This window comes from Streptomyces sp. NPDC005799 (genome assembly GCF_040630525.1).
GTDB classification, from domain to species: domain Bacteria; phylum Actinomycetota; class Actinomycetes; order Streptomycetales; family Streptomycetaceae; genus Streptomyces; species Streptomyces griseorubiginosus_B.
Genome location: NZ_JBEXXQ010000005.1, coordinates 1 through 26107, shown reverse-complemented (window position 1 = coordinate 26107; position 26107 = coordinate 1). Strand labels below are relative to the sequence as shown.

Genomic DNA, 26107 nt, shown 5'->3' with positions numbered 1-26107 from the left:
GGTGCTCGCTCAGATTTCAGCCGTGACGTTGGCGCCGGTGTCGTCCGCAGGGCGTTTGCCGAGGGTGAAGATGCCGGAGTCGACATGGTCGATCTGGGACGGGTCGCGGACGATGTTGATCGGGTCGCGGCCGGCCTCGACATCGTCAGCCATCGTCAGAAGCATCCGGCGCAGCATGACGACGCCGCGGTCTTGGGTGGCGAGGGTTTCCTCGGAGTCCAGGGTGATAGCTCCCTGGGAGCCCTGCGCCTCGTTGTCACCGGGGAACTTCTGGCGCTCCTCGTCGGTCAGCTCGTGGTTCTGCTTGCCGTTCTGTGCGATGCCGATGACGAAGCGGACCATGCGCTCGGGATCGTTGCTGCGGATGGAGAAGAAGAGCCGGTGGCTGGTGTCGTCGGAGGGGACGACCCACAGCAACTGGTCGTGCCGTGCGTCGGGGGTCACCTTCACGAAGTCCGGCAGGCCGAAGACGTTGGGCAGGTGCTGCTCGACCGCGAAGCCGTACTCGGTGACCTCGCCGTCCTCACCTTCGATCTCGAACCGCTGGGTGTACTTCACGCCGTGGTCGGTGCGCTCGTAGGTCAGCCGCTCGGCGACGGTGGCCGGGTCGTAGAAGTTCTCGGGGAAGCCGAAGGTGCCGGTGCCCAGCATCTGGTAGCCGCTGTGCGTGGAGTGCAGCCAGGTGGTGTGCGACGGGTCGGCGGCGTTCTCGTAGATGTTGAGCCAGCTGAAGTCCGTCGGCATGCCGAGGACCGCCGCGTGCGGGACCGGCCAGCTGGCGAAGTACCTCTCGTCCTCCGCTGGGTCCTCCAGCGCGTCGTAGCGCGGGAGTTCGGGCTTGAGCTCGGGCGGGCCCATGTAGACGAAGACCAGGCCGTAGCGCTCCGTGACGGGGTACCAGGGCTGGCGGGCGGCGTCGCGCCTGCGCCCCAGGCCCGGCTCACAGGCCTGTTCGATGCAGCGGCCCTGGACGTCGAACTTCCAGCCGTGGTAGCAGCAACGGATGCCGTCGTCCTCCACGCGGCCGTAGAAGAGGCTGGCGCCGCGGTGGGTGCAGCGCTCGATCACGACGCCGGGATTGCCCTGACCGTCCCGGAAGACGACGAGGTCCTCGCCCAGCACGCGGGTCTTCTGCGGCAGCGCACGGGCGACGAGCGTCTCCGAGCTGGCGATGGGGTGCCAGTAGCGGCGCAGCGCCTCGCCCATGGGCGTACCGGGTCCCACCTCGCGCAGGCGGGCGTTGTATGACGGCTTCGGGCGGCCGTAAGCCGTGCCCGTGTCGATCTCTGAAGTGGTGGTCATCGTGCTGTCTCCCGTGCGGCTCGGGGCGCGGCCGGTGGCCCGGACAGGGCTGTGGGAGTCCCACCTGCGAGGGCACCGTCCCGTGCGACCCAAACTGATAAGTTGATTCACATTCGCATTTCGCGTCGCGAGGCGTCAAGAGGCAGTTCCGGTGCCGCCTTGATCGCGGTGACCGGAGCTGCCGGAGCGGATGCCGGCTCCGTATACGGTGGGTGGGTGACTACCGAACCGTCGCTCGATCTGCCCCAGCCACAGCAGGCGCGCAGTCGGCGGACACTGCAACGGATCCTGGACGCAGGTACCGCCCTCCTCGAGGAGGGCGGTACCGACGCGCTCACCATCGCGGCCGTCGCCTCTCGGGCGGGCGTCTCCGTGGGCAGTGTGTATCGGCGTTTCGGCGGCAAGGATCGTCTGGTCGCGGCTCTGCAGCACGCCATGATCGATCAGTTCCGCGCCGACATCCTTCGCAGATTCGCTCCGCTGCGCACCGATCCGGCCGCCCTGATCGCTTCGGCGGTGGCCGGGCTGACCGAGACCTTCGAGGCGCATACGCGTCTGATGCGTGTCTTCATCGCCGCGGCCACCAGTGATCCCGGAGTGGCTCGGGTGGGATCCGAGGCCAGCATCGATGCCAGCAAGGTCTTCCGGAGATTCCTGGAGCCGGTCGTGCCGATGATCGTCGCGCCGGACCCCGAGCGGCGCCTGGATGTCGCCTTCCGCCTGGTGTACGCGGCTTGCATGAACCGCGTGCTGCACGGTGAACACTTCGAGTCCGAACGCCCGCTGACGTGGCGTCAGCTCACCGACGAACTGGTCGACGCCGTCTGCCTGTACCTCCTCGGCACCTCGCCGCAGTGCGTCCGGCGGTAGCTCTCCGGATGTGAATGTGATTCTATCTTCATGTTCACCATCTGGCGGCGCCGCACCGGCCCGACCCATGGAAGACGGTCGGTCGACCGTTTGCTCGACTAGGTAAGGAACCGCTCCATGCGAGAGCCGCTCAGCTACGACATCGCACACGGCGCCGCACTCGCCGCTCTGGAAGCAGGAAGGGCCGAGGGGCACAAGGTGTGCGCTGTCGTGGTCAACCGAAGCGGCGTCACCAAGGTTCTGCTCAGCGACGACGGCGTCGGCCTCCTCGGTGTGGAGACCGCGCGACGCAAGGCGTACACCTCTGCCGTGAGCGGTATCCCCACCGCCCAGTTCGCGGCCTTCGCGGCGTCCCCGCAGATGCAGGTGGCCCCTCCCCACCTGGTCGACGCGAACCTTCTGCCGGTCGCCGGCGGTGTGCCGATCGTGACGGCCGACGGAGAGGTCATCGGCGCCATCGGGGTGGGTGGGGCGGACGACACCACCGACGACAGGATCGCGAACCGGGCTCGTGACTCCGTGGCGAAGATCGTCGCGTAAGCCCCTTCCAAGGGAGTCGTGGGGAACCGGGGCGTCGCCGGAGTATCACGCGGTCCCTGGTTCTGGGATCACCGCCCGGACGATCCCACGTGCGTGCCAGGGTGGTTCGCGGCGATGGGCGACGGCCGGTTCCGACGACCTCCACCGCACGCAGAGGATAGAGCTGGAGGTGGTGGCCCTCCGATGAAGCTGCACGAGCTCCTCGCCAGGCACGGCGGCACGGACCTGGGTATGTGCCCGTTCTGCCAGTGAGTTGAGGTGCTCCGCGGCGTCTTCGAAGACGGCTTCGACGAGTTCCTCGCGGTTGGCGAAGCGGCGGTAGGCAGTGCCGACACTGCCCCCGCGTGACGGGCGATGGCGTCGATCGTGACATCGAGTCCTCGTTCGGCGAAGACCTCCCGGGCGGCGAGGATGCGTTGCCGGTTGCGCTCCGCGTCGGCCCGCAGAGGGCCCGATACCGCACCGACGTGGTGCGCGAGCGGGCCCTGGAGACCACCGCGAGCCAAGAGCCCCCTTGCTCGCCAGCATGGCATGGACATTGCGGCACGAAGCCGGCGTCGGTGAAGCCCCGCCGTGTTCTGGACGGCGGCGCAAGCTGATGAGCCGATGGCGGAGCCGCTGCCGGACGGCAACCATCGTTGCGTTGCCGGCGCAGAGCCGGTATGGGTGCTTCCGGTCGGTTACGTGGTCGAGTCGGGGTGGATGAGGTGCTCGGCCCAGATGGTCTTCCCCGCAGAGGTGTAACGGGTTCCCCACCGTTCGCTGAGTTGGGCGACGAGCAGCAGCCCGCGCCCTCCTTCGTCGGTCAGGCGGGCGCGGCGCAGATGCGGGCTGATGGTGCTGCCGTCGGACACCTCGCAGGTGAGGGTCTGATCCCTGATCAGGCGCAGACGGATCGGGCCGGTGGCATGGCGGATGGCGTTGGTGACGAGTTCGCTGACGACGAGTTCCGTGATGAACGCGGCGTCCTCCAGCCCCCACTCGGTGAGGCGGTCGCGGGTCCGTCGGCGTGCCTCTGCCACGATCGCCGGATCGCTGGGCAGTTCCCAGGAGGCCAGGCTTTCCTGACCAAGGCCCTTGGCGCGCATCAGGAGCAGCGCGAAGTCGTCTGTGGCAGGGGATGGGCGCAGAGTGTCCAGGACGGAGTCACAGAGGGCTGAGAGCGAGGGCGCGGGCCGGACCAGTGCTTGACGCAGGGCGAGAATCCCCTTGTCGATGTCCTGGTCGCGGTTCGCGTACAGGCCGTCGGTGAACAGCGCCAGTACGGCGCCCTCCGGAATAGGCAATTCGAGGGCTTCGAAGGGCAGACTGCCCAGCCCAAGGGGAGGGCCTGCGGGCAGGTCGACGACCTGCGTGGTGCCGTTCGGCCCGACGAGGATCGGAGCCGGGTGCCCTGCCCGGGCGAGGGCGCACGTTCTGGAGACCGGGTTGTAGACGGCGTAGAGACAGGTGGCGCCGATGTCACCCGGGATGTCGAAGCCCTCGTTCTCCGTGGAGGCGGAGTGGGTCACTATGTCGTCGAGGTGGGTGAGCAGTTCGTCAGGAGACAGGTCGATGTCGGCAAGTGTGCGCACCGCCATGCGAAGGCGGCCCATGGTGGCGGAGGCGCCGATACCGTGCCCCACTACGTCCCCGACGACAAGCCCGACGCGTGCCCCTGGCAGGGGTATCACGTCGAACCAGTCGCCGCCGGCCCCCGCACCGCCTCGCGCCGGGGCATAGCGTGCCGCTGTCTCCACGGTCGGATGGACCGTGGGCCTGGGAGAGAGCAAGGAGCGCTGGAATGCCAGCGCGATGCCGCGTTCGTGGGTGAAGCGACGAGCATTGTCCAGGCACACGGCGGCTCTGGCCACGAGATCTTCGGTGATGATCAGGTCCTCGGGACCGAACGGCTCGGGTGACGTCGCGTAGCGAAGGAGAAGGGCGGTTCCCAGAACCACGCCGTGGGCCATGATGGGCAGTGCCATGAGGGAGTGCGCCCCGAACGTGTCGGCATGGGGCGCGTGAACGGGGTCCTCCTTCAGCCATCGGATGACGTCGGGATCCGTGAGAAGGCGCAGCTCCGCTGTGCCACCGGCCAGGCAGCGGGCGAGGGGAGACGAGGGCGGAGGCGTGTGCACCTCGTCGGGATCGAGCACGGCGCCGGACGGGAGCGGGCGGGAGCAACGCTGGGCCGCGCGGCGTAGTTTCGCGGAGTCGGCTGTATGTCCTTGGGGAGGCAGGTCACCGTGGAGAACGACGTCGTGAAGGTCGATGCCGATGAAGTCCGCGAAGCGGGGAACCACGATGTCCGCGAGTTCCTGTGCGGTGCCTTCCAGGTCGAGGGTCATGCCGATGCGGGTCCTGGCCTCGGTCACCAGGGCGAGCCGCTGGCGATTGTTGTACTGGGCGGAGTAGTCCTCCGCGGCCAGACACACCGCATGAACTCTGCCGTCCGCGTCCTTCAACGGAAAGATGTCCACAGCCCAGGCATGAGCTCTGCTCTCCTGCGGTAGCGCCACGACGTGCTCGGTGTATTCGGGCAGGCCGGTCTTGCCCACATGAAGGATCCGCCTCTCCACCTCCGCGAAGGCGGCCCCATGAAGGAACTCGGTGGCACGTCGGCCCCGGATACGGTGATCCGGAAAGCCGGCCACCAGCGCGGCTGCTTCATTCGCCCTGACCGCTCGCGCGTCGAGATCGTAGATCGCGAGGACTCGGGGGTGCTGCTGGAATGCCCACTCGATCAGCGTGATGTCCGTCGGCGTTTCCCCCTCCGGCTCCTCCGCCTGCTCGTCCGGCAGAGCGGCCACAAGGCAGGCCGCCCCTTGCTGTGTGTCCAGGAGCGGGACCATGCGGAGCCGGACGTCCAGGAGGTGTCCGTCACGGTGTCGCAGCCTTCGGCCGTCAGGGGACAGGAGATCGGCCAGGGGTCTGCCGATGATCTCCTCCGGAACGTGCCCGAGGAGCTCCCGTGCCGCGCGGCTCCAGTACGCCACACGTCCGTCGTTGTCACCCACTGCGATGGTGAGGAAGGTGCTGAGGCGTGCCTCGCTCCCGAGACGCGTGCGTCGGTCGGACGGTTCGTCGCAGCAGTCCATGGTGGCGTTCCGATCGTTGCCCTGCGGAAAGGCACTATCCACCATCGTCCGACCGGTGACGAACCGCAAACTCGCTTCGGCTTGATCCCTGGCGCTCAGCCCGATCCCGCGCTGTTGCGCAGGTGCTGCCCCCTGGCCCGGAACTCGGCGACCGTCTCGCCATTGCGGCGGACCGTGACATCGCAGATCACCGCACGTCCCAGAGCGACGCGGGTGACCGCCTCGGCCTCCAGTTCGTCACCGAGGAACGCCGGGCGGAGAAAGGCGATGTCGGCGTCGACGGTGACGACTGTGTCAGCGCCGAGACTGTTGACCGCGCAGGCGAAGGCGGTGTCCGCGAGGGAGAACACCAGTCCGCCATGTGCGATCGAGTGCCCGTTGACCATGTCGGGTCCGATCCGCATCCGCGCTGCCGCCGAACCGTTCCCGGCGTGCACCACCTCGATGCCCAGCAGGGCGGAGGCCCGGTCCGTCGTGAGCATCGCGCGTATCTTCTCGGGCAGCGTGGGGACCGTGCCCGCGTCGGGGGAGGGGAGGACACCGTCGCCCAGGTGGGATTCCGCCGTCACGTCCCTGCCACCTTCGCCGACGTGCCCGGGATGTACAGGTCGTCGGCCGTGACCGGTGGGTCGGGCATCATGCCGACCTCGCCGCGCAGGGTGAGAATGCGCTCCAGCCCGGCCCGGGAGGGCACCAGCGAGACGGGCCGGGTCCGCAGGTAGGTCGCCGCGGCCGCTTCGGTGCACCCTGAGCGGATCAGGGTCCGGGCGACCTGGTCGTCGGGGGTCCGCCGCAGCCAGCGCAGCGCCTGGTCCAGAGCGTCGACGTATCGGACGCGCGCTGGGTCGTCCGCCACGGCCGCCGGTACGACGACACCCTGTCCCGGGTAGTCGGGAAGGACGTCCTCGCCCCTGATGAGCGAGGTGAATCCCTCGTCCCGGGCATGCTCGTCGAGCGGCGGTCCGAGCAGGGTCGCGTCGATGGTCCCGTCGCTCAGCGCGGCCCACCGCTCGCGCACCCCGCCCACCGGGACCAGGGTGTAGTCGACCGGGGCGAGACCGTGGGCGCCCAGCAGATGCCGCAGTATGACGGAGAAGCCGTTGTCGACCGCGTCGACGCCGACCTTCGCCCCGCGCAACTCCTCGACGCAAGTGCGGGAACCATGGGCGACCAGCCGCAGAGCGGTGGTGCTCTCGATCTGGGCGACGAGCCGCAGATCGGCTCCCCCAGTGTTCCAGACGACCAGGTTGTCGATCGCGGTGATGCCTATGTCGGCCTCGCCTGCGCACAACTGGTGCCGTTGCTGGGCCGACGATGTGGTCGTCAGCGTCTCGACCGTGAGGCCGGCCTCGTCGAAACAGCCCAGCTCTTCGGCCAGCAGACACAACAGGGGCAGTACGAACACCGACTGCCGAAGGCGAAACGCCATTGGAGTGCTCCTCTCCACGCAGCCACACCCTAGGCGTTGCGAAACGGAGCGTCTAGGATGTGGTTCGTATCGGTATGCGCCTCGCCCGTGTCTGCCAGGATTTTCGGCAGGGAGAGGGGGATGGGAAGGTATCGTTCGCCACCCTTAACTATACGAGACGAGTCGTTTAGCATGTGCGGGCACGGCGGCTAGGTGACGCGCTCGGCACCCGCTTGGAACCTCTTCACAACGGAAGGAGCGGCGCACATGACTCTTCTCCTCGACGACGCGGCCGTTCAGTCGACGTTCGACTGGAAGCTCGCCATCACGGCCCTGCGCGAGGCGTATGCGGCCGCCGACGACGAGGCCCGCTTCCCGACCCGGATCATCGCCCGAGGCGGCGGCAACTGGGTCCGGACTCTGAGCGGAGTGTCCGGCGACAGCGGGCTGATGGGCACCAAGGTGATCGCCGGCGCCATGGGCCCACGCCAGTTCTCCTACCTGATCTCGCTGTTCGACCAGTCGTCCGCCGAGTTGGTCGCCCTCCTCGACGGCAATTCGATCACCGGCTATCGGACGGCGGCCACCTCGGCGCTCGCGGCCGCGGCGCTCGCGGTGCCCGGCTCCTTGGACGTCTGCGTCATCGGCTCCGGGTTCGAGGCCAAGAAGCACGTACGCGCCCTGGCGGCCGTGCGCGATCTCAAGTCCGTGCGCGTCCATAGCCCCCGGGCCGAGAGCCGCGCCCGGTTCGCCGGTGAACTCGGCGATCTCGGCACCGTGATCGTGCCCGCCGAGTCTCCTCAGGCCGCGATCGCCGGCGCCTCGCTGGTGATCTGCGCGGCACGTTCCTACGACGAGACCCCGATCCTGCTCGGTGAATGGCTGGAGCCGGGCATGACGGTGGTCTCCATCGGATCGACGGTCCGTGAACAGCGCGAGGTCGACGCCGAGGTGATCAGGCGCGCGGACGTCGTCGTCGCCGATGTCGTCGAGGAGGTCCTCCACGACACCGGTGACCTGATCGCGGCGCGTGAGGCGGGCATCGACATCAGCGACCGGATCACCTCCCTGGCCGGCCTTGTCGGCGGAATCGTTCCGGGCCGCACCGGTGACCGGCAGATCGTCCTGTACAAGTCCGTCGGCTCGGCCGTCCAGGACCTCGCGGTCGCCGCGATGTGTGCCCGCCGCGCCCGGGAATCGGGGCTCGGCATCGAGCTGCCCATCCGTATCCAGCCCGTTCACAAGTGAGTGACGAGAGACGAGACATGACCATCACCAGCGATGCCCGCGTTCTTCAGGACCCGGCGCTTCTCCGTACGGCCGCATATGTCGACGGACAGTGGATCGACCAGGGCGACTCCGGTCGCTTCGGCGTCCACAACCCCGCGACCGGCGAGGAACTCGCCGAACTGCCCTCGCTGAGCCGCGCCCAGGTCTCCGGGGCGATCGACGCCGCGGGCCGAGCGCTCCCCGGCTGGCGGGCCCTGTCGGGCAAGCAGCGGTCCCTGGTGCTGCGCGGCTGGTTCGACCTCGTCACCGAACACACCGAGGACCTCGCCCGGCTCATCACCCTGGAAGAGGGCAAGCCGCTGGCGGAGGCACGCGGCGAGATGGCCTACGCGGCCTCCTTCATCGAGTGGTTCGCGGAGGAGGCCAAGCGGATCCGCGGCGACATATTCGCCGCCCCCGACCCCTCACGCCGGGTCCTGGTCCTCAAAGAGCCCGTCGGTGTCTGTGCCGCCATCACGCCGTGGAACTTCCCGGCGGCGATGATCACCCGCAAGGCGGCTCCGGCGCTCGCGGCGGGCTGCACGATGGTCGTCAAGCCGGCCGAGCAGACCCCGCTCACCGCCCTGGCGCTCGCCGAGCTGGCCGAGCGGGCCGGGGTCCCGGCGGGAGTGTTCAACGTCGTCGTCGGCAAGGCCCGCGAGATCGGCCCCGAGCTTACGGGCAACGCGATGGTGCGCAAGGTGACCTTCACCGGTTCGACCGAGGTGGGCCGCCTGCTGATCGCCCAGTCCGCCGAGACGGTGAAGAAGGTCTCGATGGAACTCGGCGGCAACGCTCCCGTCCTGGTCTTCGACGACGCCGACCTCGAGGTCGCCGTGACGGGCGTGCTCGCGGCCAAGTACCGCAACACCGGTCAGGCCTGCATCAGCGCCAACCGGGTCTACGTACAGTCCGGCATCTACGACCGCTTCGCCGAGGAACTGGCGAAGCGCGTCGGCGAGATGTCCGTCGGGGACGGTTTCGAGCCCGGTGTCCTGCAGGGCCCCCTCATCGACGAAGCGGCCGTCGCCAAGGTGGAGGAACATGTCGCCGACGCGACCAGCCGGGGTGCACGGGTGATCTGCGGCGGGGCGCGGCACGAGCGGGGCGGGCTCTACTTCCAGCCGACGGTTCTCGCCGACGTCCTACCGGGCATGGTGATCACCCGGGAGGAGACCTTCGGCCCGGTCACGCCGCTGATCCGGTTCACCGGCGAGGCCGACGCCGTGTCCATGGCCAACGACACCGAATTCGGACTCGCCGCCTACCTCTACAGCCGGGACGCGGAGCGCGTCTGGCGTGTGGCGGCCGCGATCGAGGCCGGGATGATCGGTGTGAACTCGGGACTGATCTCGAACGAGGTGGCACCGTTCGGTGGCATCAAGCAGTCGGGCATCGGCCGTGAGGGCTCCGTCTACGGCATCGACGAGTACCTGGAGATGAAGTACCTGTCCTGGGAAGGCGCCGGCCCCGTGTGAGCCGCCCGCACCCCCGCAGGCGACCCTTGACACCCGAAAGGAATTGCACCATGCCCGCATACAGCCGTGCAGAAGCCCGCGAGTGGGCTCGCGAGAAGCTCGTCGGCGCCGTCAACTGCACCATCCCGTCCTTCACGAACGACCTGCTCGGCATCAACGAGCAGGCCGTCCGGCATGACATCCGGCTGGCCAAGGAACACGGATTCATCGGCACGCTCGGCGTCTCGGAGATCAGCATCACCCTGCCGGAGTACCTGGACTTCCTCCGCATCTCCAAGGACGAGGCCGGCGCCGACTTCCACATCGTCCACCACGCCAGCTGGAACAACCTCGAGCAGAACCTGGAGGCGGTGCGCGGCGCCGAAGAGGCCGGCGCCGACCTCGTGCTGCTGGCGTACCCGCCGAACTTCTACCCCGAGTCCGAGCAGGAGGTGTACGACTACACCAAGGCCATCTGCGACGCCACCGGCCTCGGCATCATCCTGTTCCCGATGACCATCTGGAACTTCTCCTCCCGGATCCACCCGTCCGACATCCCCACCCGGCTGATCCGTCGCCTCATCGACGACATCCCCAACCTGGCGGTGATCAAGGCCGAGGGGGGCTATCCGAACATCCAGAGCGCCGTTGAGTGCAACCGGCTCTTCGGTGACGAGGTCGTCATCTCCGTACCCATCGAAGCCGATCTGATCCCGCTGTCGCAGGTCATGCCCATCCAGCTCTCGGCCACCAGCGACCACGAGTACTACGGCCCGATGATTCCCCGTGTGATGGAGCTGCTGCGCGAGGGCAAGCACGACGACGCCACGCAGATCTTCTGGCAGCTGCACCCGGCACGCAAGACCAAGGCGAGCCTCTTCCAGGGCCTGCACGGCGGGTCCGTCCTCAACCGGATGGCCTGGAAGTTCCAGGGTTGGCTCCAGGGCTACAACGGTGGCCCCCTGCGCCAGCCCACGATGCGTCTGCAGGACGGCCAGATGGCGGCGCTGCGCAAGGGGCTGGTGGACTCCGGCCTCGAGCCGAGCATGGATCCGTTCCGGGAGTTCTTCATCGGCCGGAACCCCGCCTGACGCTCGCACGAACGCCTCGGCCCAGGACACCAAGGTGTCCTGGGCCGAGGCGTTCACCATGTCAGGTCTCCTGCATGTCAGGTGTTCCACCCGGATCAGTGCGACAGGGGCGGGCCTGAGCGCCACGCGTAGTGCGGCGTCATCCGGTTGATCCGCCAGCCCTCGGGGGTCCGGCGCAGCTCGGCCTCGTACCGGCCGCCGACCACGGTGTGTGTGGCGCCGTCCTGAGGATCGCGTACGTGGGTGCCGATGCATGACGCCGAGACATGGGCGACATCGCCGTCCAGTTCGACCCGTGGCAGTCCGACGTGGTGGTGCGTCCCGTGGTAGACGGACAGGTCGGCCCGCATACGGGCCGCGATGGCGTGCGGGCCGCGGATCATGTCCTGCCCGAAGGCGAGAACGCCGTCGGGCAGGAAGAGCGCCGCGGCCCCGAGCCATGTCCTGTGGTCCAGGGCCTGCGTGTAGCGGGCCAGGACGGCGGCGACCTCGTGCTCGGCACAGGCCGCCGATGATTCCTTCGGCTTCATGAGCGGACACTCCCTCGTGGTGCCGGTCAGACGCGTTCGTTGAGCCGGCGCTGTCGGCCGTAGGCGGTGACGACGAGCAGCAGAGCGAGGCCGTAGAGGATGCGGTTGTCGCCCTCCTCGAAGCCCTGGCCGGCGAGGATAGTCGTCAGTTCCGTCAGCAGCAGCGCGCCGAGCACGGTGCGGGTGTAGCTGCCGCGCGCCGTGCCGATCATCGTGCCGCCGACCACGACGGCGGCGATGCCGGAGAAGAGATAGGGATCGCCCGAGTTCGGCGTCGCACCGCTCGCGAAGCCCGCGACGAGCATGCCGACGACACCGGCGAGGGCGCCCGCGAACGCGAAGACGAGGACCCGGACCCGCCCGACGTCGATCATCATGAGCGCCGCGGCGCGAGGGTTGGCCCCCGTGGCGTAGAGCTGCCGGCCGATCCGGGTACGCGCCAGCACGATCCCCAGCACGACGGAGACCACGGCCCAGATCACGACGACGGGCGGCACCTGTAGCCCGAGGGTCGATCCGGCGACGGAGGTCCACTCCGACAGCACGGCGGGCGGCGGATCGACGATCTTGCCGTCGGTGAGGATGAGGATCCCGCTGGTCAGGATCGAGTACATGCCCAGCGTCACGACGAGCGGCTGGACGCCGAAGCGCTGGCACACCCAGCCGCTCGCCGCACCGGCGAGACCGGTCACGGCGATGACCACGACGGTGGTCGCGGTCAGTGACCAGTGGTGCTTTCCCGCCAGCTGGGCGGCGGCGACCGCACCGACGGAGAGGTAGCCGGCCACCGCGAGGTCCAACCCGCCGACGAGGACGACGAGCGTCTGTCCGACCGAGGCGAGGCCCAGCAGGCTCGCCAGGACGAGCATCGACATGACCGCCGAATGCCCGGTGAATCCCGGCACACCGACCGCGCCCCAGGCGAACACCGCGAGAACGGCGACCATCTGGATCAACGGAATCCGCTGCTGAGTCGCGGCGAACGCGTGCCCCAGCGCCCGGGCGCCCCGTACGCCGTCCGCCACGGGCCGCTCCTGTGTGACGGGGCCCGACACACCGCTGGTGCTGGTCATGCGAGCACCTCCTTCTTCTTGCCGCGGGCGAGCGTCGCGCCCAGGATCACGCCGAGCACGAGCAGCACCCCGTATGCCAACTGCACGTAGTTCGACGAGGCGCCGGTCGCGGAGAGCAGTTCCTGCAGCAGGAAGATCCCGCATGCGCCCAGGAACGAGCCCAGAACTCCTCCGGTGCCGCCTGCGAGCGAGGTGCCGCCCAGTGACACCGCGGCGAGCGCGACGAGTGCGTAGGTCGTGCCGAGCGAGGAGTCGGAGGACTGGATGAGCGCCGTCAGCGCGATACCGCCGATCGAGGCGAACAGGCCCGCGATGGCGTAGGTCCCGATGCGTACGGCGGTCACGTTCACGCCGGCCGAGAAGGAGGCCGCGTCGTCTCCGCCGACCGCGTACAAATTGCGTACGAAGGCGGTGCGCCGCAGGCCGAGCCACAGCACCGCGGGAGCGGCCATGGTCAGCAGGGCGCCCGGGAACCAGCCTCCCATCAGCCCGGCGAGGTCAGTGGTCCAGCTGCGCCCGGTGTCCCGCGGCGTCGCGGCGATCTTCAGTGCGGCGCCTGTCAGGACGAACAGTGAGCCGAGCGTCGTGATGACCGGATCGAGCCTGACGATCGCCACCAGGACGCCGTTGACCGCACCGACCCCGACGCCGAGCAGCAGGAGCAGCGGGATCGACACGAGCGGCCCGCCGAGCCCGTGCGGCAGCAGGACGGAGACGAGGACGCAGTTGACGAGCGTCGCCAGCGGACCGACGGAGAGGTCGACCCCGCCGCCGCCCAGGACCGGCGGTGTCGACGCCATGCCGAGGATCGCGAACGGCGCGAGGGTGCCGAGCAGCGCCGGCCACTGTGCGGGGGCGAGGAACGAGGGCCTGACCACGGCGTTCGCGATGACGAGTGCCACGACGAGCACGAGGACGAAGGCGTACGGCCGGGCGCGGAGCACGGCGAGGTGTCTATGCATCGGTGTGGTCCTTGTGGCCGAAGTAGGCGCCGACGAGCGCCGATCTGCTGAGGGAGGAGCGGGGGATCTCGGCGACCACGGCCGACTCGCGGAAGACGACGACACGGTCCATGAGTTCGAGCAGTTCGTCGACCTCACTGGAGAGCATCACGACGGCGAGACCTTCGGCGCACAGGCCCCGCAGTACGGCATAGAGGTCGCGCTTGGCCTTGAGATCCACGCCGCGGGTCGGGTCGTTGAGCAGCAGCACCGCGGGATCGGAGGCGAGCCATCTGGCGATGACGACCTTCTGCTGGTTGCCGCCGCTCAGTGTGGAGATCGCGTCGCCGTGCGAACGCATCGCCAGCCGCAGCCGCCGGGCGTGGCTGCGCAGGCGGGCGAGTGTGCGCGTGGGCCGGACCAGGCCGCCCCACGTGTCCCGGCGCAGGGTGGGCAGGGCGAAGTTCTCCCGGATGGAGAGGTGTTCGAGCAGCGCCTCCCCGCGCCGCTCGCGCGGTACGTAGACGATGCCGTTCTTGTAGGCGTGCACCGGGCCCGTGACCCGACGCCTTGTCTCGTCCTGGACGCGGCTGACCGTTCCGGACGGAGCCGGGATGCCGCGCAGGGCGTGCAGGAAGTGGTCCTGGCCCTGGCCTTCGAGGCCGACGAGCCCGACGAGTTCGCCCGCGCGAACGGCCAGGTCGACGGGTGCCGCGGTGGGTGTGAGCCGGACCTGCTCGGCTTCGAGCACGACGGGGCCGAATTCCCTGGCGGCTTCGGCTTCGGCTTCGGCCTCGGCGCCCGCCTCACGCACCTCACCGCCGGTCATGTGACCGATGAGGTCGGGGATGGACGACTGCGCCACCGGTATCCGCTCGGCGACCGTCGTGCCGGACCTGAACACCGTGATCACGTCGGTGATCTTGAAGATCTCGTCCATGCGGTGCGAAATGAACAGCACGCTGGTGCCGGTGGCGGTCAGCTCACGGACCACCTCGAACAGGCGGTCGCGGGAGTCGAGGTCGAGGGCCGATGTGGACTCGTCGAGGATCAGCACCCGAGGGTCTGTGACGAGTGCCCGGGCGATGCAGCACAACTGGCGCTGGGACAGCGACAGTTCGGCCGCGGGTACGTCGAGGTCGATCGGGGTGACCGCGAGCCGGCGGAGGATCTCCTCGGCGCCTCGGCGCCGCTCCGCCTTCGGCACGGTCTGCCGGATCACGCCGTCGGTGCCGAGCCAGATGTTGTCGAGGACGGAGCGGCTCGCCACGGTCAGCACCTCCTGGAACACCGTGGCGATGCCGAGGTCCCTTGCGCGCCGGGGCGAGGTGATCCGGCCGATCGGCGTGCCGTCGACGGCGAGGGTGCCACCGTCCATGGTGTGCACTCCCGAAAGGATCTTGACGAGGGTGCTCTTGCCGCTGCCGTTCTCGCCGATCACGGTGTGCACCTCGCCGGGCGCCAGACGCAGCGTGCCGGAGGCGAGGGCCTGGGTCGCGCCGAACGACTTGGTGATCCCGGTCGCCTCGACCCGCATCGTCTCGGGCTCCGACGTTGGCCGCGCGCTCACCTGCCTTCCGGCCTGCGCCGCGCGGGGGGCGCCTGCCGTCGTCATCGCGCGCTCTTCGGGAAGAAGTTCGCGAGGTAGGAGTCGGGCATCCAGGCGTCGTCGGGGTTCGCCGCCTCCCCGGTGCTCGTGGTGGTCCAGCCCTTCTGGTAGATCTTGCCGAGGGTGTCGTTCGTGATGTAGTCGGGCTGGGTGATGATCTGGTTCACCTTCGGCCCCTGCCCGGCGAGGATCTTCAGGGCGACCTTCGCGATGCTGGCGCCGATCGCGTTGTTGGGCGTTCCGGTGCCGAACTCCTGGTAGCTCGACATGTTCGTGTGGGCGTAGGCGATCGTGCCTCGGGTCGAGCCGACGTCGGCGAGCGGCGGGACCTTCTTGCCGAGCTGCTGGAAGGCGTTGATGACACCGAGGCCCATGTTGCCGGACTGCAGGACGCCGTTCACGCCCGCTGGGTGGGTCGAGAGGAACTGCAGCACGGCAGCCTTGGTCGTCGCGTTGACGTATCCGCCGGTCACCTCACCGGCGACCTTGATGTCCGGGCACAGGGCGAGGACGGCCTTGTAACCGGCCGTGGCGTCCGCGTCCTGCTGGACGCCGGGGATGCCGTGCACCAGCAGAACCGATCCCTTGCCTCCCATGGCCTGGACGACCTTGGCCGCCGTAGTGGCCGCCTGCAGCCAGTTGTTCAGCCCCACGCTCACCGCGGACGCCGACGGTGTGGTGGTCCATCCGGAGACGACCGGGATACCTGCCTCGGCGGCCGCGTCGATGACCTGGGCCGAGGGGCCGGGAGCGATGGGCTGCGCGATGATCAGGTCGGGCTTGTCGGCGATGAGCTGGTTGAGCTGCTGCAGCTGACCCGGCACATCGGCCGGGGAGGTCGGCGCGAGCACCTTGGTGATCGTGACCTTCCCACCGGCCGTGAGGGTCTTCTTGACCCCGGCGAGGGTCTCGGCCTGGAAGGTGTTGATCGGTGGCGGCCAGGAGATCGCGACCTTGTACGGTCCGGCATGCGCCGGCTTCCACTTCGTCCAGGCGGAGGCCTCGACCGGCTGGGTGAAACCGTTGTAGTTCGCCGCGACCGCGCCTCCGAGCGAGGAGAGGACGCCGGAGCCGTCCTTCGGGGGCTGGTGCGGTATGGATCCGCACTTGCCGGGGGCGACGCTCCTGGGTGCCTCGGCGCCCGCGGAACTCGTGGAGTTCGAGCCGGCGCAGGCCGCGAGTGAGGTCATGGCGGTGGCGAGTGCGGCGAGGGCCAGAACGCGTCGCTTGACGCGTCTACGGGGAGTGACCATTGCGTTCTTCCATTCTTGTCGCTCAGACATCGGTCGGTGCGCGGCGCCTGAACGGCGGACTGAAGCGACCGGGGGACGGCGTCTGGTATCCAACTGGTCGCCGCGAGCGGCTTGGCTCGCGACGTGCGGAGGCGGCCTGGTGACTAGCTGAGGCGCTCCAGGACGAGGGCCATGCCCTGGCCGCCGCCGACGCACATGGTCTCCACTCCGAGGTGTGCGTCGAGCGTTCGGAGACCGTTGAGGAGGGTCGTCATGATGCGGGCTCCGGTCATGCCGAAGGGGTGACCGAGGGCGATCGCTCCTCCGTGCACGTTGAGCCTCTCGAAGGGAATGCCGAGCTCCCGGGCGGAGGCGATGACCTGCACGGCGAACGCCTCGTTCATCTCGAACAGGTCGATGTCGCTGATCCGGAGGCCGGCGCGCGCCAGAGCCTGCCGGGTGGCGTCGACAGGTCCCAGGCCCATGATCTCGGGGGACAGGCCCGACACGCCTGTGGCCACGATGCGGGCGAGCGGCGTGACCCCGAGTGCGCGGGCCCGGGTGTCGCTCATGACGACCACCGCGGCGGCGCCGTCGTTGAGCGGGCAGGCGTTGCCCGCGGTGACCGTGCCCGCGGGCCGGAACGCCGGCCGCAACCCGGCGAGTGCCTCATAGGTGGTGTCCGGGCGCGGACTGTCGTCGGCGACCGCGACGGTGCCGTCCGGCAGCGTGACGGGGGTGATCTCGCGGGCGTAGAAACCGGCGCCGACCGCTTTGCCGGTGAGTTGCTGGCTGCGCAGGGCGAACTCGTCCTGTTCCTGGCGGCTGATCCCGCGGAGCGTGGCGACGTTCTCCGCGGTCTGCCCCATGCTCGCGTAGATGTCGGGCAGCAGCCCCTCCGTACGCGGATCGCTCCACGGTCGATGGGTGCGCGCCAGTTCGTCGGTGCGTGCCCGGGCCGGGGCGAACAGCGGGTTCGTCGTGTCCTCGGGATCGGTGCCCGCCGACGTGAACTGGCGGTACCTGGAGACGCACTCGACGCCCGCGCTGACGAAGACGTCTCCCTCGCCGGCCCTGATGGCGTGCAGGGCCATCCTGGTGGTCTGCAGTGAGGAGGAGCAGAACCGGTTGACGGTGGTGCCCGGAACCATGTCCAGACCGAGCTGGACGGCGACTCTCCTGGCGATGTTGCCACCGTGCTCTCCCTGTGGGTCCGCGCAGCCGAGGTGGAGATCGTCGATCAGCGCGGGGTCGAGTTCGGGCACCTGCTCCAGGGCGGCACGGACGGCGGCAACTGCCAGGTCGTCGGGGCGCATGTCCTTCAACGACCCCTTGAAAGCGCGTCCGATGGGAGTGCGCGCGGCAGCGACGACAACGGCCTCAGGCATGTGGATGGGCCCTTTCGCGGCGGATGGAGGGTATGCACGGGCGACTCGGGACGCCCTGTCGCGTCGGACCGCCGAGCGTGTGCTGGAAATACGGACACAGGCGGAGACGAGGACCACTAACTAAACGGTCCGTTTCGCGTCGACCATAGCTCCGAAAAGCGACCATCGGAAGCCCTCGCGCATCCGGCTGTTGTAACGCTGTAGTGCGATGCCCGACATGCTGTGGTCATCTTTCCTGTTGCCTCCACGAGTACTAGACGTTTCGTTTCGAACGTCTTACCGTGAGCGAGGCTCCGGCAGAGAGGAGCATCCTGATGACGGCGTACCCTCGCCGTACGCACGGCTCAGGCCCCGCGGCCGACGGCCCGGTCGCCTCGAGTGCTCGGCACACCGCCCCCCTGGAGCCGTGCTGTCGCAGGGCCCGGCACCCTCAGTCCCCGAGCGACGCGTTCCGTCCCGCAGGCACGGAGTTCACACATCCTTGGAGTTCACATGCCTAACGACTGTGAAGTCATCGTCGTCGGCGGCGGTCCCGTCGGAGTGCTCGCACTTGCACTGCTGGGCCATGCCGGGATTCGCGCCGTCGGAGTCGAGCGCGAGCCCGAGATGTGGTCGCAGGCACGGGCCGTTCACTTCGACGGGGAGACGATGCGCTCGCTGCAGGCCATCGGCCTGGCAGAGGACGTCGCCGCCCGGTCCAAGCCGATGCGCGCCTTCCGGATGGAGAACGAGGCCGGCGAGACCCTCTTCACCAGGCCCACCGGCCAGTTGGGCTCCCAGGCCTGGCACGACGAGGTCCTGTTCCACCAGCCGGAGATCGACTCTCTTCTGCGTGCGGAGGTCGCTCGGCTGCCCGGTGTCGAACTGCGCTGCGGCGTCACCCTCACGGAGATTGAAGAGGACGACGCCGGTGTCCGCTGTCACGTCCGGACGCGGGACGGTGTCGACGAGATCCTCACCGCCAGATGGGTCATCGCCTGCGACGGTGCCCAGTCGACCGTCCGACGTGCTCTCGGCGTGGCCTGCGAGAACCTCGGCACCGACGACCCGTGGCTGGTCGTCGACGGACGTCTGAGGGGTGACGCCCCGATCGAGGGGGACATGGTCTTCCTCGGGCGCCACACGCGTCCCGCCCTGTGGGTCAACCTCCCCCGTGACCACGTGCGCATGGAGTTCAAGCTGATGCCCGGCGACGACCGCGAGGAGATCGTCACCGACGGGGCCATCGCCCGGATCAGCCGAGGCGTCCTCACCCCGGAGACGTTCACACCCGAGCGCAAGGCTGTCTACACGTTCCGCGCGCGGGTGGCCACCAGCTGGCGTGTCGGGAACGTGTTTCTCGCCGGGGACGCCGCCCACCAGGCACCGCCGTTGTTCGGCCAGGGCCTCTGCGCGGGCCTTCGTGACGTGACCAACCTGGTGTGGAAGCTGCGGCTGGTGGCACTCGGCAAGGCGTCCGCCGACCTTCTCGACACCTACGAGTCCGAGCGCAGACCGCACGCCCGGTACTGGGTCGAGAAGGCCGCCACCATGGCGCACCTCGTCCAGGCCACCGATCCCGTCATCGCGGCCCAGCGGGATGCCTTCGTCCGTGTCAACCCTGCCGCCTCCCACCCCGAGAGGCCTGCCCTCGGGCCGGGAGCACACCTCGGCACGGATCCCTGCGCGGGCCATCTGTCCGTGCAACCGGTCCTGCGTGACGGGCGTCGTCTGGACGAACTGGTCGGCAGACGCTTCCTGCTCGCGGCGGACCCCGGTCTCCTCGCGGATCTGCCCGCGTCGGTCCGTCGGCAGCTCGACGAGGACGACGAGGTCGTGGTCCTGACCACGCCGGAGGAGACCGGCCACCTGCTCACCTCGGTGAAGGCGCCGGCCGTGATCGTCCGCCCGGACCGCTACGTGCTGGGTACGGCGCAGGACACGGCAGACCTCGAGGTCCTCCTGCAAACCCTTCCCACAACCCGGTCCGACCCACAGCACCGGCCGACGCCGACCACCGCCGCGAGCGCGCCCCGAGCCTGACCCCCGCACGCACATCAGCCCGCCCCACGGAGCCACCCATGTCCTTCTCGCCCATCACCCATCTCCGCCACGTCGACATCGCCGTGCAGGACTACGACAAGCAGGTCGCCTTCTATGCCCAGAAGTGGGGCCTGACCGAGACCGGCCGGGACGGTGACGTCACCTACTTCGCCGCCGTCGGGTCACCGGAGCAGTACGTCATCCGGGTCCGCCGCTCCCGGGACAAGCGCCTGGACCTCATCGCCTTCGGCTCGCCGGACCGTGCGACGGTCGACGCGCTGGCCGAACGCCTGGGCCGCGCCGGTGTGCGGCTGGTCGGCGAGCCGGACGCCCTCCAGACGCCCGGTGGCGGGTACGGCTTCCGCTTCTTCGACGTCGAGGGCCGCACCGTCGAGGTGTCCACCGAGGTTCAGTCCCGTACGCACCGCAAGATCGAGGAGCGCGAGGACATTCCCGTGCGCCTCTCCCACGTGGTCCTGAACTCTCCCCAGCCCGAGCGCATGCTGGCCTTCTACGAGAAGCACCTGGACTTCCGTCTGTCCGACACCCTCGTCCACCCCGACCTCGGCGGCGTCATGTGGTTCGCCCGGTGCAGCCCCCAGCACCACAGCATGGCCATCGCCCGCGCCCCCCACGCCTCCCTGCACCACGCCTCCTTCGAGATGCGCGGCATCGACGAGTACATGCGCGGCAGCGGCCGCCTGCTGCGCGACGACGTCCCCAAGATCTGGGGCCCCGGCCGCCACCTCGCCGGCGACAACTGCTTCACCTACTTCAAAGACCCCAACGGCAACACCATGGAATACACCACCGAGTTCCCTGAACTGGACGAGGACACCTGGCACCCCACCCTCTTCGACACCCGCAACCCTGAGACCTCCGACCAGTGGGGGACGGCGAATGCGATGAATGAGTTCGTGACCCGGGAGATGTTCAACGATCCCGACAAGGCCCTGTTCACCGCACCGCCTGTGTGAGGTGTCCCCGGCTCACCCGGCCGCCGGCGTCTCCGGCCGGGGCGCCAGCCCCCGGATGCCCATGTCCACCAGCTGCTCCGCGAGAGAGTCATCCAGCGGGGCGAGGCCGAAGAGCAGGTGCAGATAGACGGGGGCGTAGATCATCTGCGTGGCGGCCGCCGGGTCGAGGTCGGTGCGGAAGACGCCCTCGTCGATGCCGCGCTGCATGAGTTTCTCCACCGCCCGGTACCGGTCGTCCCAGAACCGGGAACGGAACGTCTGCAGCGTGGCAGGATCGTACTGGCACTCGGCGATGATCTGCGAGATCAGTTTGCCCTGCGGGCCGGCGTACCGGGCGATCAGCGCCTTGAGATGCGCCAGCAGCGCGTCCCGCACCGGCAGCTTCTCCGGGATCCTGGTCTGTGCCAGGTGATTGTCCATGAAGGCGTCGATGACCACCGCGGCCTTGCTGGGCCACCAGCGGTAGATCGTCGCCTTGCTGACCTTGGCGCGCTTGGCGATCGCCTCGATGGACAGCTGCTGCACCGTGACGGCCCGCTTGCCGTCCCGGACCAGCAGGTCCATGGTCGCGTCCAAGACCGCCCTGCGACTCGATTCACTCCGTATTGCCACGGGCCAAAAATACCGCACCTGATCGGATTCCAACCCAGCTTCCAGAGGGATCGACAGCTCAGATCGGTCTCGATAAGATACGAAACGTATCGTTCATGATAAGGGGTTGATGAGAATGAAGATCGGTCGGATCTCTGTACCTTCTCCGGATGGTCCCCTGACACGGCTGGTCGCCGTGCGGCCGGAAGCGGGACAGGTCATCGATCTCGCCCGCGCCTACGCACTGGGCCGACAGGAGCAAGGGGCCACCCCGGACGCCGCCCGTCGGCTGGCCGCGGCCCTTTTCCCGTCCAGCACGGCTGAGGCGATCGGCGCCGGACCCGCCTTCCTGGAGGCCGCCCACTGGGCGGTGGAGCAGGCCGGCGACGACGCCTCGGCCGCCCTCGACGAGGTCACCTGGGCCGCGGCCGTCGACCCGCCGGTCATCCGCGACGGACTGACCTTCCCGCAGCACATGCTGGGGTTCTCACGGAAGGTGGGCGGCGGTCTGCCGAACCCGCAGCTGTTCAGCACACCCGGCTACTTCAAGGGCAGCACCGGTGTGGTCTACGGCCACGACCAGGAGGTCCCGTACCCCGGGTACTCCGAGTTCGTCGACTACGAACTGGAGATCGGGATCATCGTCGGCGCGGCGGGACGCAACCTGACCCCCGAGCAGGCCGGAGCCCGGATCTTCGGCTTCACGATCTTCAACGACTTCAGCGCCCGTGACGTCCAGGGCCCCGAGATGGGCATGGGCATGGGCCCGCAGAAGTGCAAGGACTACGCCTACGGCATCGGGCCCTGGATCACCACCGTCGACGAACTGTCCTCCCTGGAAGGGCTGAGCGGGACGGTCACGGTCAACGGCGAGGTGTGGAGCCGCACCGTCTCCGACGGAATGATCTACTCGCCTGCCGAGTTGCTCGCCTATGTCTCCATCAGCGACAACCTCCAGCCCGGCGACCTCATCGGCTCCGGCACCCTCCCCAACGGCTCCGGCCTGGAGATCGACCGCCGCCTCAAGCCCGGCGATGTCGTCGAACTGGAGCTGAGCGGTGTGGGCGTCCTGCGCAACCGGATGAGCGCCGAACCGGACAAGGCCCCCTGGTGGCCCGAGCCCCGCCCCTACCCCTTCACTGCCGAGACCGACTGAGGACGGACAAGACACATGGCTTACCTGCAAGGCCCCGAGCCCGTCCGCCGGATCGTCACCGGACACACGGACGACGGCCGCTCCACGATCATCATCGATGGCCCCAGCCCCAACGTGTTCGCCTCCGAGACCGTCACCGGCTTCGGCGCGGTCGTGCCCTGGCTGACCGAACCGGGAGACATCTCCAACAGCGGGAACGACGACCCGGCCACCGCCGACGCCACTGTTCCCATGTACCCGAAGGTCGGCGGTACGGTCTTCCGGATCGCGAGCTTCCCGCCGGACACGCACTACGCGGACGGCACCGAGTCCCTCTTCGGTGACATCGGCGGCGAGCACGCGCGGGACGCGGCCGGGGACATGGACACGGCGGATGGCAGACACTTTTGGTTCCACCGCACCGACAGCCTGGACTACGCCATCGTCCTGGAGGGCGAGGTCTGGCTACTGACCGACGAGGGCGAGACCCTTGCCCGCGAGGGCGACGTGATCGTCCAGCGCGGTACCAGCCACGCGTGGTCCAACCGCAGCGACCGCGTCTGCCGCGTGGCGTTCATCCTGCTCGGATCCCTTCCCCTGGATCCGGCCCAGTCATGACAGCCGTCGACGACGTCCTGTGGCGGCCCGACGGCCGACGGACCGGGGCGTGCGCGCTGGCCCGCTTCCGCGAGCGACTCGACGACTACCGGGGAGGCGACGACTACCTCGAACTGTGGCGCTGGTCGACCGCCGAGCCGGACCGCTTCTGGCAGGCCGTCGTCGACTTCGAAGGGGTACGCCTCGGCGGTACCCCCACGGGGCCGGCGGCCCCCGCCCGGATGCCCGGCGGCGCCTGGTTCCCGGGCCGTACGGTCAACTACGCCGAGCACCTGCTGCGCGAGCGGACCGGTGACGCGCTTGTCGTGATCGACGACGACGGCACTTCGCACACCGTCTCCCGGGCCGAACTGCGCCGCCGCGTCGGCGCGCTCTCCGCGACGCTGCGCTCCATGGGAGTGGGCCGCGGCGACCGGGTCGCCGCCGTGCTCCCCAACCGTGCCGAGGCCGTCGTGGGCCTGCTCGCCTGCGCCAGTGTCGGCGCCGTGTGGTCGGTGTGCTCGCCCGAGTTCGGGGCGGAGGCGGTGCTCGCCCGGTTCGCCCAGCTTCAGCCGCGCGCGGTGATCCTCTGCGACGGCTACCACCATGGCGGACGGAGCTTCGACCGACGGGACGAGATGGCCACCGTGCTGGCAGGTCTGCCGTCCGTCGAACATGTCCTGTGGGTCGACCACATCAACCCCGGCAGCAGGCCGGCGACGGGGCTGCCGGTCCACTCCTGGGGCGAGGCGACCGCCGACGCCCGCGAGCCGGAGTTCGCGGACCTGCCCTTCGAGCATCCCCTGTGGGTGCTCTTCTCCTCCGGCACTACCGGGGTGCCCAAGGGCATCGTCCACGGACACGGCGGTGTACTGCTCGAACACCTCAAGACCCTGCGCCTCCAGTCCGACCTCGGCGAGGGCGACCGCTTCCTCAACGTCGCCAGCACCAGCTGGGTGGTCTGGAACATGCTGGTCTCCGGGCTCGCCGTGGGCGCGACGATCGTCCTGCTCGACGGCAGCCCCGTCCGCCCAGACCTCGGCCGGGTGTGGCGCGAGGTCGCCCGGCACGACGTGGACATGGTGGGCCTGAGCGCCGGTTATGTGCACGCCTGCCTCAAGGACGGCGTCGTACCCGAACGCGGCCGGCTGCGGACGGTCCAGGTGACCGGCTCCCCGCTGTCGACGGCCGGGTTCCGGTGGATCTACGAACACTTCGGCGACGTCTGGCTGGCGTCGATGAGCGGTGGCACCGACGTCTGCTCGGTCTTCGTCGGAGGCGCGCCCACCCTGCCGGTGCGCTCCGGACGCCTCCAGGCCCCGGCCCTCGGCGTCGCCGTCGAGGCGTGGGACCCGGACGGCAAGCCGGTGCTCGACCGGCGCGGCGAACTCGTCGTCACCCAGCCGATGCCGTCCATGCCGGTCGGCTTCTGGAACGACCCCGACGACAAGCGCTACCACGACAGCTACTTCGCCATGTACCCAGGCATCTGGCGCCACGGCGACTTCATCGAGTTCGCCGGGGACGGCAGCTCGGTCATCCACGGGCGTTCCGACTCCACCCTCAACCGCCAGGGCGTGCGGATGGGACCGGCCGACATCTACCGGGTCGTCGAGGAGATACCCGAGGTCGCGGAGGCGCTCGTCGTCGGAGCCGAACTCGGCGACGACTACTACATGCCGCTGTTCGTGGCCCTGCGCCCCGACGCGGACCCCGGCGCCGTCGAGCCGCTGATCCGGTCGGCGATCCTGGCGAAGCTCTCGCCGAGGCACCTGCCGGACGAGATCGTCCCCGTACGAGCCGTCCCGCACACCCGCACCGGCAAGAAGCTGGAAGTGCCCGTCAAACGGCTGCTCCAGGGCGACGCCCTGGCCGACGTGGTGGATCTCGGGTCGGTCGACGACGCGTCGCTCGTCCGCGAATACGCGGCCTTCGCCCAGTCCCGCACGGCGGGACTCGTGAACCGAGGGAACTGAGGAACCCATGACAGCGACACCCTTCTCCGTGGGCACCTTCGCCGACGGCACCGCAGTTCCCTTCCCGGGTATCGTCGTGGACGACAGGGTCTACGACACCCGTGCCGTCCTGCCCGCTGCGGCGACCACCGCGGCGCTGCTCGCCGACTGGGACACGGCGCTCGACGCGCTGCAGACGCTCGCGGACTCGGTCTCCGGTGACGGGCGGCCGGTCGGCGAGCTGCGGGTGATGGCGCCCGTCCAGCCTCCGGGCCAGATCTTCGGCGCCGGAGCGAACTACCGGGAGCACGTCATCCAGATCACGGTCGCGCACCGGCTGGGTGCCGCCGACGCCACCGAGGAGGAGCTGCGGGAGCAGGCGGCACGCGAGCTGGACGAGCGCGCGGCCCATGGCGAGCCGTATGTCTGGGTGGGGGTCCCCTCCGCGATCAGCGGCCCCTACGACGACGTGATCCTCCCGGCGGTGGGAGACCACCACGACTGGGAGCTCGAACTCGGCGTGGTCATCGGCAGGGAGACCCGGAACGTCACAGTCGAGGAGGCTCTCGACTCGGTGGCCGGCTACACCATCTGCAACGACCTCACCACCCGCACCCTCGTGCCCCGCACCGACATCCCGATGATGGGCACCGACTGGATGCGCGCCAAGAACCACCCGACCTTCTATCCCACGGGCCCCTACCTCGTCCCGGCCCGCTTCGTCCCGGACCCCGCCGCACTCGACATCACCCTGCGCCTGAACGGGGAGACGATGCAGAAGGGCAGCACCTCGGACATGATCTTCGGTGTAGCCGCCCTGATCTCCTACGTCTCCCGCATGGTCACCCTGCAGCCGGGAGACATGATCATCACCGGTTCCCCGGCGGGCAACGGCTCCCACTACGGTCGCTTCCTCCGGCCGGGCGACGTGATGGACGCCGAGATCACGGGTCTGGGCGTGCAGCGCACGGTCTGCCGCGCGGCGACCGACAACATCTGACCGACCGCCAGGACGCGGGGGCCGCCCCGCGGCCCGGGCC

At 69.2% G+C, this 26107-nt stretch carries 22 protein-coding genes and 1 pseudogene; 11 read left to right on the top strand and 12 right to left on the bottom strand.

Annotation, left to right across the window (positions count from 1 at the left end):
* Nucleotides 1-9 precede the first annotated feature (9 nt).
* Complete coding sequence (locus tag ABZ453_RS06790; RefSeq protein WP_359012254.1) at nucleotides 10-1302, bottom strand: Rieske 2Fe-2S domain-containing protein; 1293 nt, start codon at nucleotides 1300-1302, stop codon at nucleotides 10-12.
* 168 nt (nucleotides 1303-1470) lie between these two features.
* On the opposite strand from ABZ453_RS06790, the gene ABZ453_RS06785 reads away from it, so the two are divergent.
* Nucleotides 1471-2172, top strand: a complete 702-nt coding sequence (locus ABZ453_RS06785) for a TetR/AcrR family transcriptional regulator (protein ID WP_359012613.1) — start codon at nucleotides 1471-1473, stop codon at nucleotides 2170-2172.
* A 117-nt stretch (nucleotides 2173-2289) separates the two neighbouring features.
* Nucleotides 2290-2712: a heme-binding protein gene (locus ABZ453_RS06780; RefSeq protein ID WP_359012252.1), complete on the top strand. Its 423-nt coding sequence runs from the start codon at nucleotides 2290-2292 to the stop codon at nucleotides 2710-2712.
* A gap of 243 nt (nucleotides 2713-2955) precedes the next feature.
* Here ABZ453_RS06780 and ABZ453_RS06775 read toward each other — a convergent pair.
* From ABZ453_RS06775 to ABZ453_RS06760, 4 genes and pseudogenes are all read right to left on the bottom strand, one after another.
* Nucleotides 2956-3218: pseudogene (locus tag ABZ453_RS06775) on the bottom strand (helix-turn-helix domain-containing protein); the annotation flags it as partial.
* A gap of 174 nt (nucleotides 3219-3392) precedes the next feature.
* Complete coding sequence (locus ABZ453_RS06770; RefSeq protein WP_359012250.1) at nucleotides 3393-5837, bottom strand: SpoIIE family protein phosphatase; 2445 nt, start codon at nucleotides 5835-5837, stop codon at nucleotides 3393-3395.
* 50 nt (nucleotides 5838-5887) lie between these two features.
* Entirely contained in the window at nucleotides 5888-6361 is a 474-nt protein-coding gene (locus ABZ453_RS06765; protein WP_359012248.1) for a hotdog fold thioesterase, read from the bottom strand.
* Nucleotides 6358-7221 carry an ABC transporter substrate-binding protein gene (locus ABZ453_RS06760; protein ID WP_359012246.1) on the bottom strand — a complete coding sequence of 288 codons (864 nt, stop codon included), beginning with the start codon at nucleotides 7219-7221 and terminating at the stop codon, nucleotides 6358-6360. Before ABZ453_RS06760 ends, ABZ453_RS06765 begins: the two co-directional genes overlap by 4 nt.
* Nucleotides 7222-7467: 246 nt before the next feature.
* On the opposite strand from ABZ453_RS06760, the gene ABZ453_RS06755 reads away from it, so the two are divergent.
* The 3 genes from ABZ453_RS06755 to ABZ453_RS06745 are packed head-to-tail and all read left to right on the top strand — an operon-like array spanning nucleotide 7468 to nucleotide 11017.
* On the top strand, nucleotides 7468-8448 hold the full coding sequence (locus ABZ453_RS06755; protein ID WP_359012245.1) for an ornithine cyclodeaminase family protein: 981 nt from the start codon (nucleotides 7468-7470) through the stop codon (nucleotides 8446-8448).
* Between the two features lie 17 nt (nucleotides 8449-8465).
* A complete protein-coding gene (locus ABZ453_RS06750) occupies nucleotides 8466-9947 on the top strand; it encodes an NAD-dependent succinate-semialdehyde dehydrogenase (protein ID WP_359012244.1) in 1482 nt (493 codons plus the stop codon).
* A 50-nt stretch (nucleotides 9948-9997) separates the two neighbouring features.
* Nucleotides 9998-11017 carry a dihydrodipicolinate synthase family protein gene (locus ABZ453_RS06745; RefSeq protein WP_359012243.1) on the top strand — a complete coding sequence of 340 codons (1020 nt, stop codon included), beginning with the start codon at nucleotides 9998-10000 and terminating at the stop codon, nucleotides 11015-11017.
* Nucleotides 11018-11112: 95 nt separating this feature from the next.
* On the opposite strand, the gene ABZ453_RS06740 is transcribed toward ABZ453_RS06745, so the two are convergent.
* The 6 genes from ABZ453_RS06740 to ABZ453_RS06715 form a co-directional block, all read right to left on the bottom strand.
* Nucleotides 11113-11547, bottom strand: a complete 435-nt coding sequence (locus ABZ453_RS06740; protein WP_359012241.1) for a nuclear transport factor 2 family protein — start codon at nucleotides 11545-11547, stop codon at nucleotides 11113-11115.
* Between the two features lie 26 nt (nucleotides 11548-11573).
* Nucleotides 11574-12620, bottom strand: a complete 1047-nt coding sequence (locus ABZ453_RS06735) for an ABC transporter permease (protein ID WP_359012239.1) — start codon at nucleotides 12618-12620, stop codon at nucleotides 11574-11576.
* Entirely contained in the window at nucleotides 12617-13582 is a 966-nt protein-coding gene (locus ABZ453_RS06730; RefSeq protein ID WP_359012238.1) for an ABC transporter permease, read from the bottom strand. The genes ABZ453_RS06735 and ABZ453_RS06730 overlap by 4 nt, the downstream gene beginning before the upstream one ends.
* Nucleotides 13575-15176 (bottom strand): sugar ABC transporter ATP-binding protein, encoded by a 1602-nt coding sequence (locus ABZ453_RS06725; RefSeq protein ID WP_359012236.1) that lies wholly within the window; start codon nucleotides 15174-15176, stop codon nucleotides 13575-13577. The genes ABZ453_RS06730 and ABZ453_RS06725 overlap by 8 nt, the downstream gene beginning before the upstream one ends.
* Nucleotides 15173-16423 (bottom strand): substrate-binding domain-containing protein, encoded by a 1251-nt coding sequence (locus tag ABZ453_RS06720; protein WP_359012234.1) that lies wholly within the window; start codon nucleotides 16421-16423, stop codon nucleotides 15173-15175. The genes ABZ453_RS06725 and ABZ453_RS06720 overlap by 4 nt, the downstream gene beginning before the upstream one ends.
* Nucleotides 16424-16566: 143 nt before the next feature.
* Nucleotides 16567-17790: an acetyl-CoA C-acetyltransferase gene (locus tag ABZ453_RS06715; RefSeq protein WP_359012232.1), complete on the bottom strand. Its 1224-nt coding sequence runs from the start codon at nucleotides 17788-17790 to the stop codon at nucleotides 16567-16569.
* 492 nt (nucleotides 17791-18282) lie between these two features.
* Here ABZ453_RS06715 and ABZ453_RS06710 point away from each other — a divergent pair, with 492 nt between their 5' ends.
* On the top strand, nucleotides 18283-19812 hold the full coding sequence (locus ABZ453_RS06710; RefSeq protein ID WP_359012230.1) for a bifunctional 3-(3-hydroxy-phenyl)propionate/3-hydroxycinnamic acid hydroxylase: 1530 nt from the start codon (nucleotides 18283-18285) through the stop codon (nucleotides 19810-19812).
* Between the two features lie 38 nt (nucleotides 19813-19850).
* Complete coding sequence (locus tag ABZ453_RS06705) at nucleotides 19851-20789, top strand: VOC family protein (RefSeq protein ID WP_359012228.1); 939 nt, start codon at nucleotides 19851-19853, stop codon at nucleotides 20787-20789.
* A 12-nt stretch (nucleotides 20790-20801) separates the two neighbouring features.
* On the opposite strand, the gene ABZ453_RS06700 is transcribed toward ABZ453_RS06705, so the two are convergent.
* A complete protein-coding gene (locus ABZ453_RS06700) occupies nucleotides 20802-21353 on the bottom strand; it encodes a TetR/AcrR family transcriptional regulator (RefSeq protein WP_359012226.1) in 552 nt (183 codons plus the stop codon).
* 223 nt (nucleotides 21354-21576) lie between these two features.
* Between ABZ453_RS06700 and ABZ453_RS06695 the strand changes: the two genes are divergently transcribed.
* From ABZ453_RS06695 to ABZ453_RS06680, 4 genes are read left to right on the top strand one after another with little or no spacing between them, the layout of a single operon-like run.
* Nucleotides 21577-22536 (top strand): fumarylacetoacetate hydrolase family protein, encoded by a 960-nt coding sequence (locus ABZ453_RS06695; protein ID WP_359012224.1) that lies wholly within the window; start codon nucleotides 21577-21579, stop codon nucleotides 22534-22536.
* A 15-nt stretch (nucleotides 22537-22551) separates the two neighbouring features.
* A complete protein-coding gene (locus ABZ453_RS06690; protein ID WP_359012222.1) occupies nucleotides 22552-23133 on the top strand; it encodes a cupin domain-containing protein in 582 nt (193 codons plus the stop codon).
* Entirely contained in the window at nucleotides 23130-25088 is a 1959-nt protein-coding gene (locus tag ABZ453_RS06685) for an acetoacetate--CoA ligase (RefSeq protein ID WP_359012220.1), read from the top strand. The genes ABZ453_RS06690 and ABZ453_RS06685 overlap by 4 nt, the downstream gene beginning before the upstream one ends.
* Nucleotides 25089-25095: 7 nt before the next feature.
* Nucleotides 25096-26067, top strand: a complete 972-nt coding sequence (locus tag ABZ453_RS06680; protein ID WP_359012218.1) for a fumarylacetoacetate hydrolase family protein — start codon at nucleotides 25096-25098, stop codon at nucleotides 26065-26067.
* Nucleotides 26068-26107 lie beyond the last annotated feature (40 nt).

What these genes read in the sequence shown, in the direction of transcription:
- ABZ453_RS06730 (WP_359012238.1), bottom strand. Translation starts at nt 13,582, where the DNA reads ATGCATAGACACCTCGCCGTGCTCCGCGCCCGGCCGTACGCCTTCGTC.
- ABZ453_RS06780 (WP_359012252.1), top strand. Translation starts at nt 2,290, where the DNA reads ATGCGAGAGCCGCTCAGCTACGACATCGCACACGGCGCCGCACTCGCC.
- ABZ453_RS06760 (WP_359012246.1), bottom strand. Translation starts at nt 7,221, where the DNA reads ATGGCGTTTCGCCTTCGGCAGTCGGTGTTCGTACTGCCCCTGTTGTGT.
- ABZ453_RS06690 (WP_359012222.1), top strand. Translation starts at nt 22,552, where the DNA reads ATGGCTTACCTGCAAGGCCCCGAGCCCGTCCGCCGGATCGTCACCGGA.
- ABZ453_RS06790 (WP_359012254.1), bottom strand. Translation starts at nt 1,302, where the DNA reads ATGACCACCACTTCAGAGATCGACACGGGCACGGCTTACGGCCGCCCG.
- ABZ453_RS06710 (WP_359012230.1), top strand. Translation starts at nt 18,283, where the DNA reads ATGCCTAACGACTGTGAAGTCATCGTCGTCGGCGGCGGTCCCGTCGGA.
- ABZ453_RS06715 (WP_359012232.1), bottom strand. Translation starts at nt 17,790, where the DNA reads ATGCCTGAGGCCGTTGTCGTCGCTGCCGCGCGCACTCCCATCGGACGC.
- ABZ453_RS06755 (WP_359012245.1), top strand. Translation starts at nt 7,468, where the DNA reads ATGACTCTTCTCCTCGACGACGCGGCCGTTCAGTCGACGTTCGACTGG.
- ABZ453_RS06705 (WP_359012228.1), top strand. Translation starts at nt 19,851, where the DNA reads ATGTCCTTCTCGCCCATCACCCATCTCCGCCACGTCGACATCGCCGTG.
- ABZ453_RS06735 (WP_359012239.1), bottom strand. Translation starts at nt 12,620, where the DNA reads ATGACCAGCACCAGCGGTGTGTCGGGCCCCGTCACACAGGAGCGGCCC.
- ABZ453_RS06720 (WP_359012234.1), bottom strand. Translation starts at nt 16,423, where the DNA reads ATGGTCACTCCCCGTAGACGCGTCAAGCGACGCGTTCTGGCCCTCGCC.
- ABZ453_RS06700 (WP_359012226.1), bottom strand. Translation starts at nt 21,353, where the DNA reads ATGGACCTGCTGGTCCGGGACGGCAAGCGGGCCGTCACGGTGCAGCAG.
- ABZ453_RS06680 (WP_359012218.1), top strand. Translation starts at nt 25,096, where the DNA reads ATGACAGCGACACCCTTCTCCGTGGGCACCTTCGCCGACGGCACCGCA.
- ABZ453_RS06745 (WP_359012243.1), top strand. Translation starts at nt 9,998, where the DNA reads ATGCCCGCATACAGCCGTGCAGAAGCCCGCGAGTGGGCTCGCGAGAAG.
- ABZ453_RS06740 (WP_359012241.1), bottom strand. Translation starts at nt 11,547, where the DNA reads ATGAAGCCGAAGGAATCATCGGCGGCCTGTGCCGAGCACGAGGTCGCC.
- ABZ453_RS06750 (WP_359012244.1), top strand. Translation starts at nt 8,466, where the DNA reads ATGACCATCACCAGCGATGCCCGCGTTCTTCAGGACCCGGCGCTTCTC.
- ABZ453_RS06725 (WP_359012236.1), bottom strand. Translation starts at nt 15,176, where the DNA reads ATGACGACGGCAGGCGCCCCCCGCGCGGCGCAGGCCGGAAGGCAGGTG.
- ABZ453_RS06770 (WP_359012250.1), bottom strand. Translation starts at nt 5,837, where the DNA reads ATGGTGGATAGTGCCTTTCCGCAGGGCAACGATCGGAACGCCACCATG.
- ABZ453_RS06685 (WP_359012220.1), top strand. Translation starts at nt 23,130, where the DNA reads ATGACAGCCGTCGACGACGTCCTGTGGCGGCCCGACGGCCGACGGACC.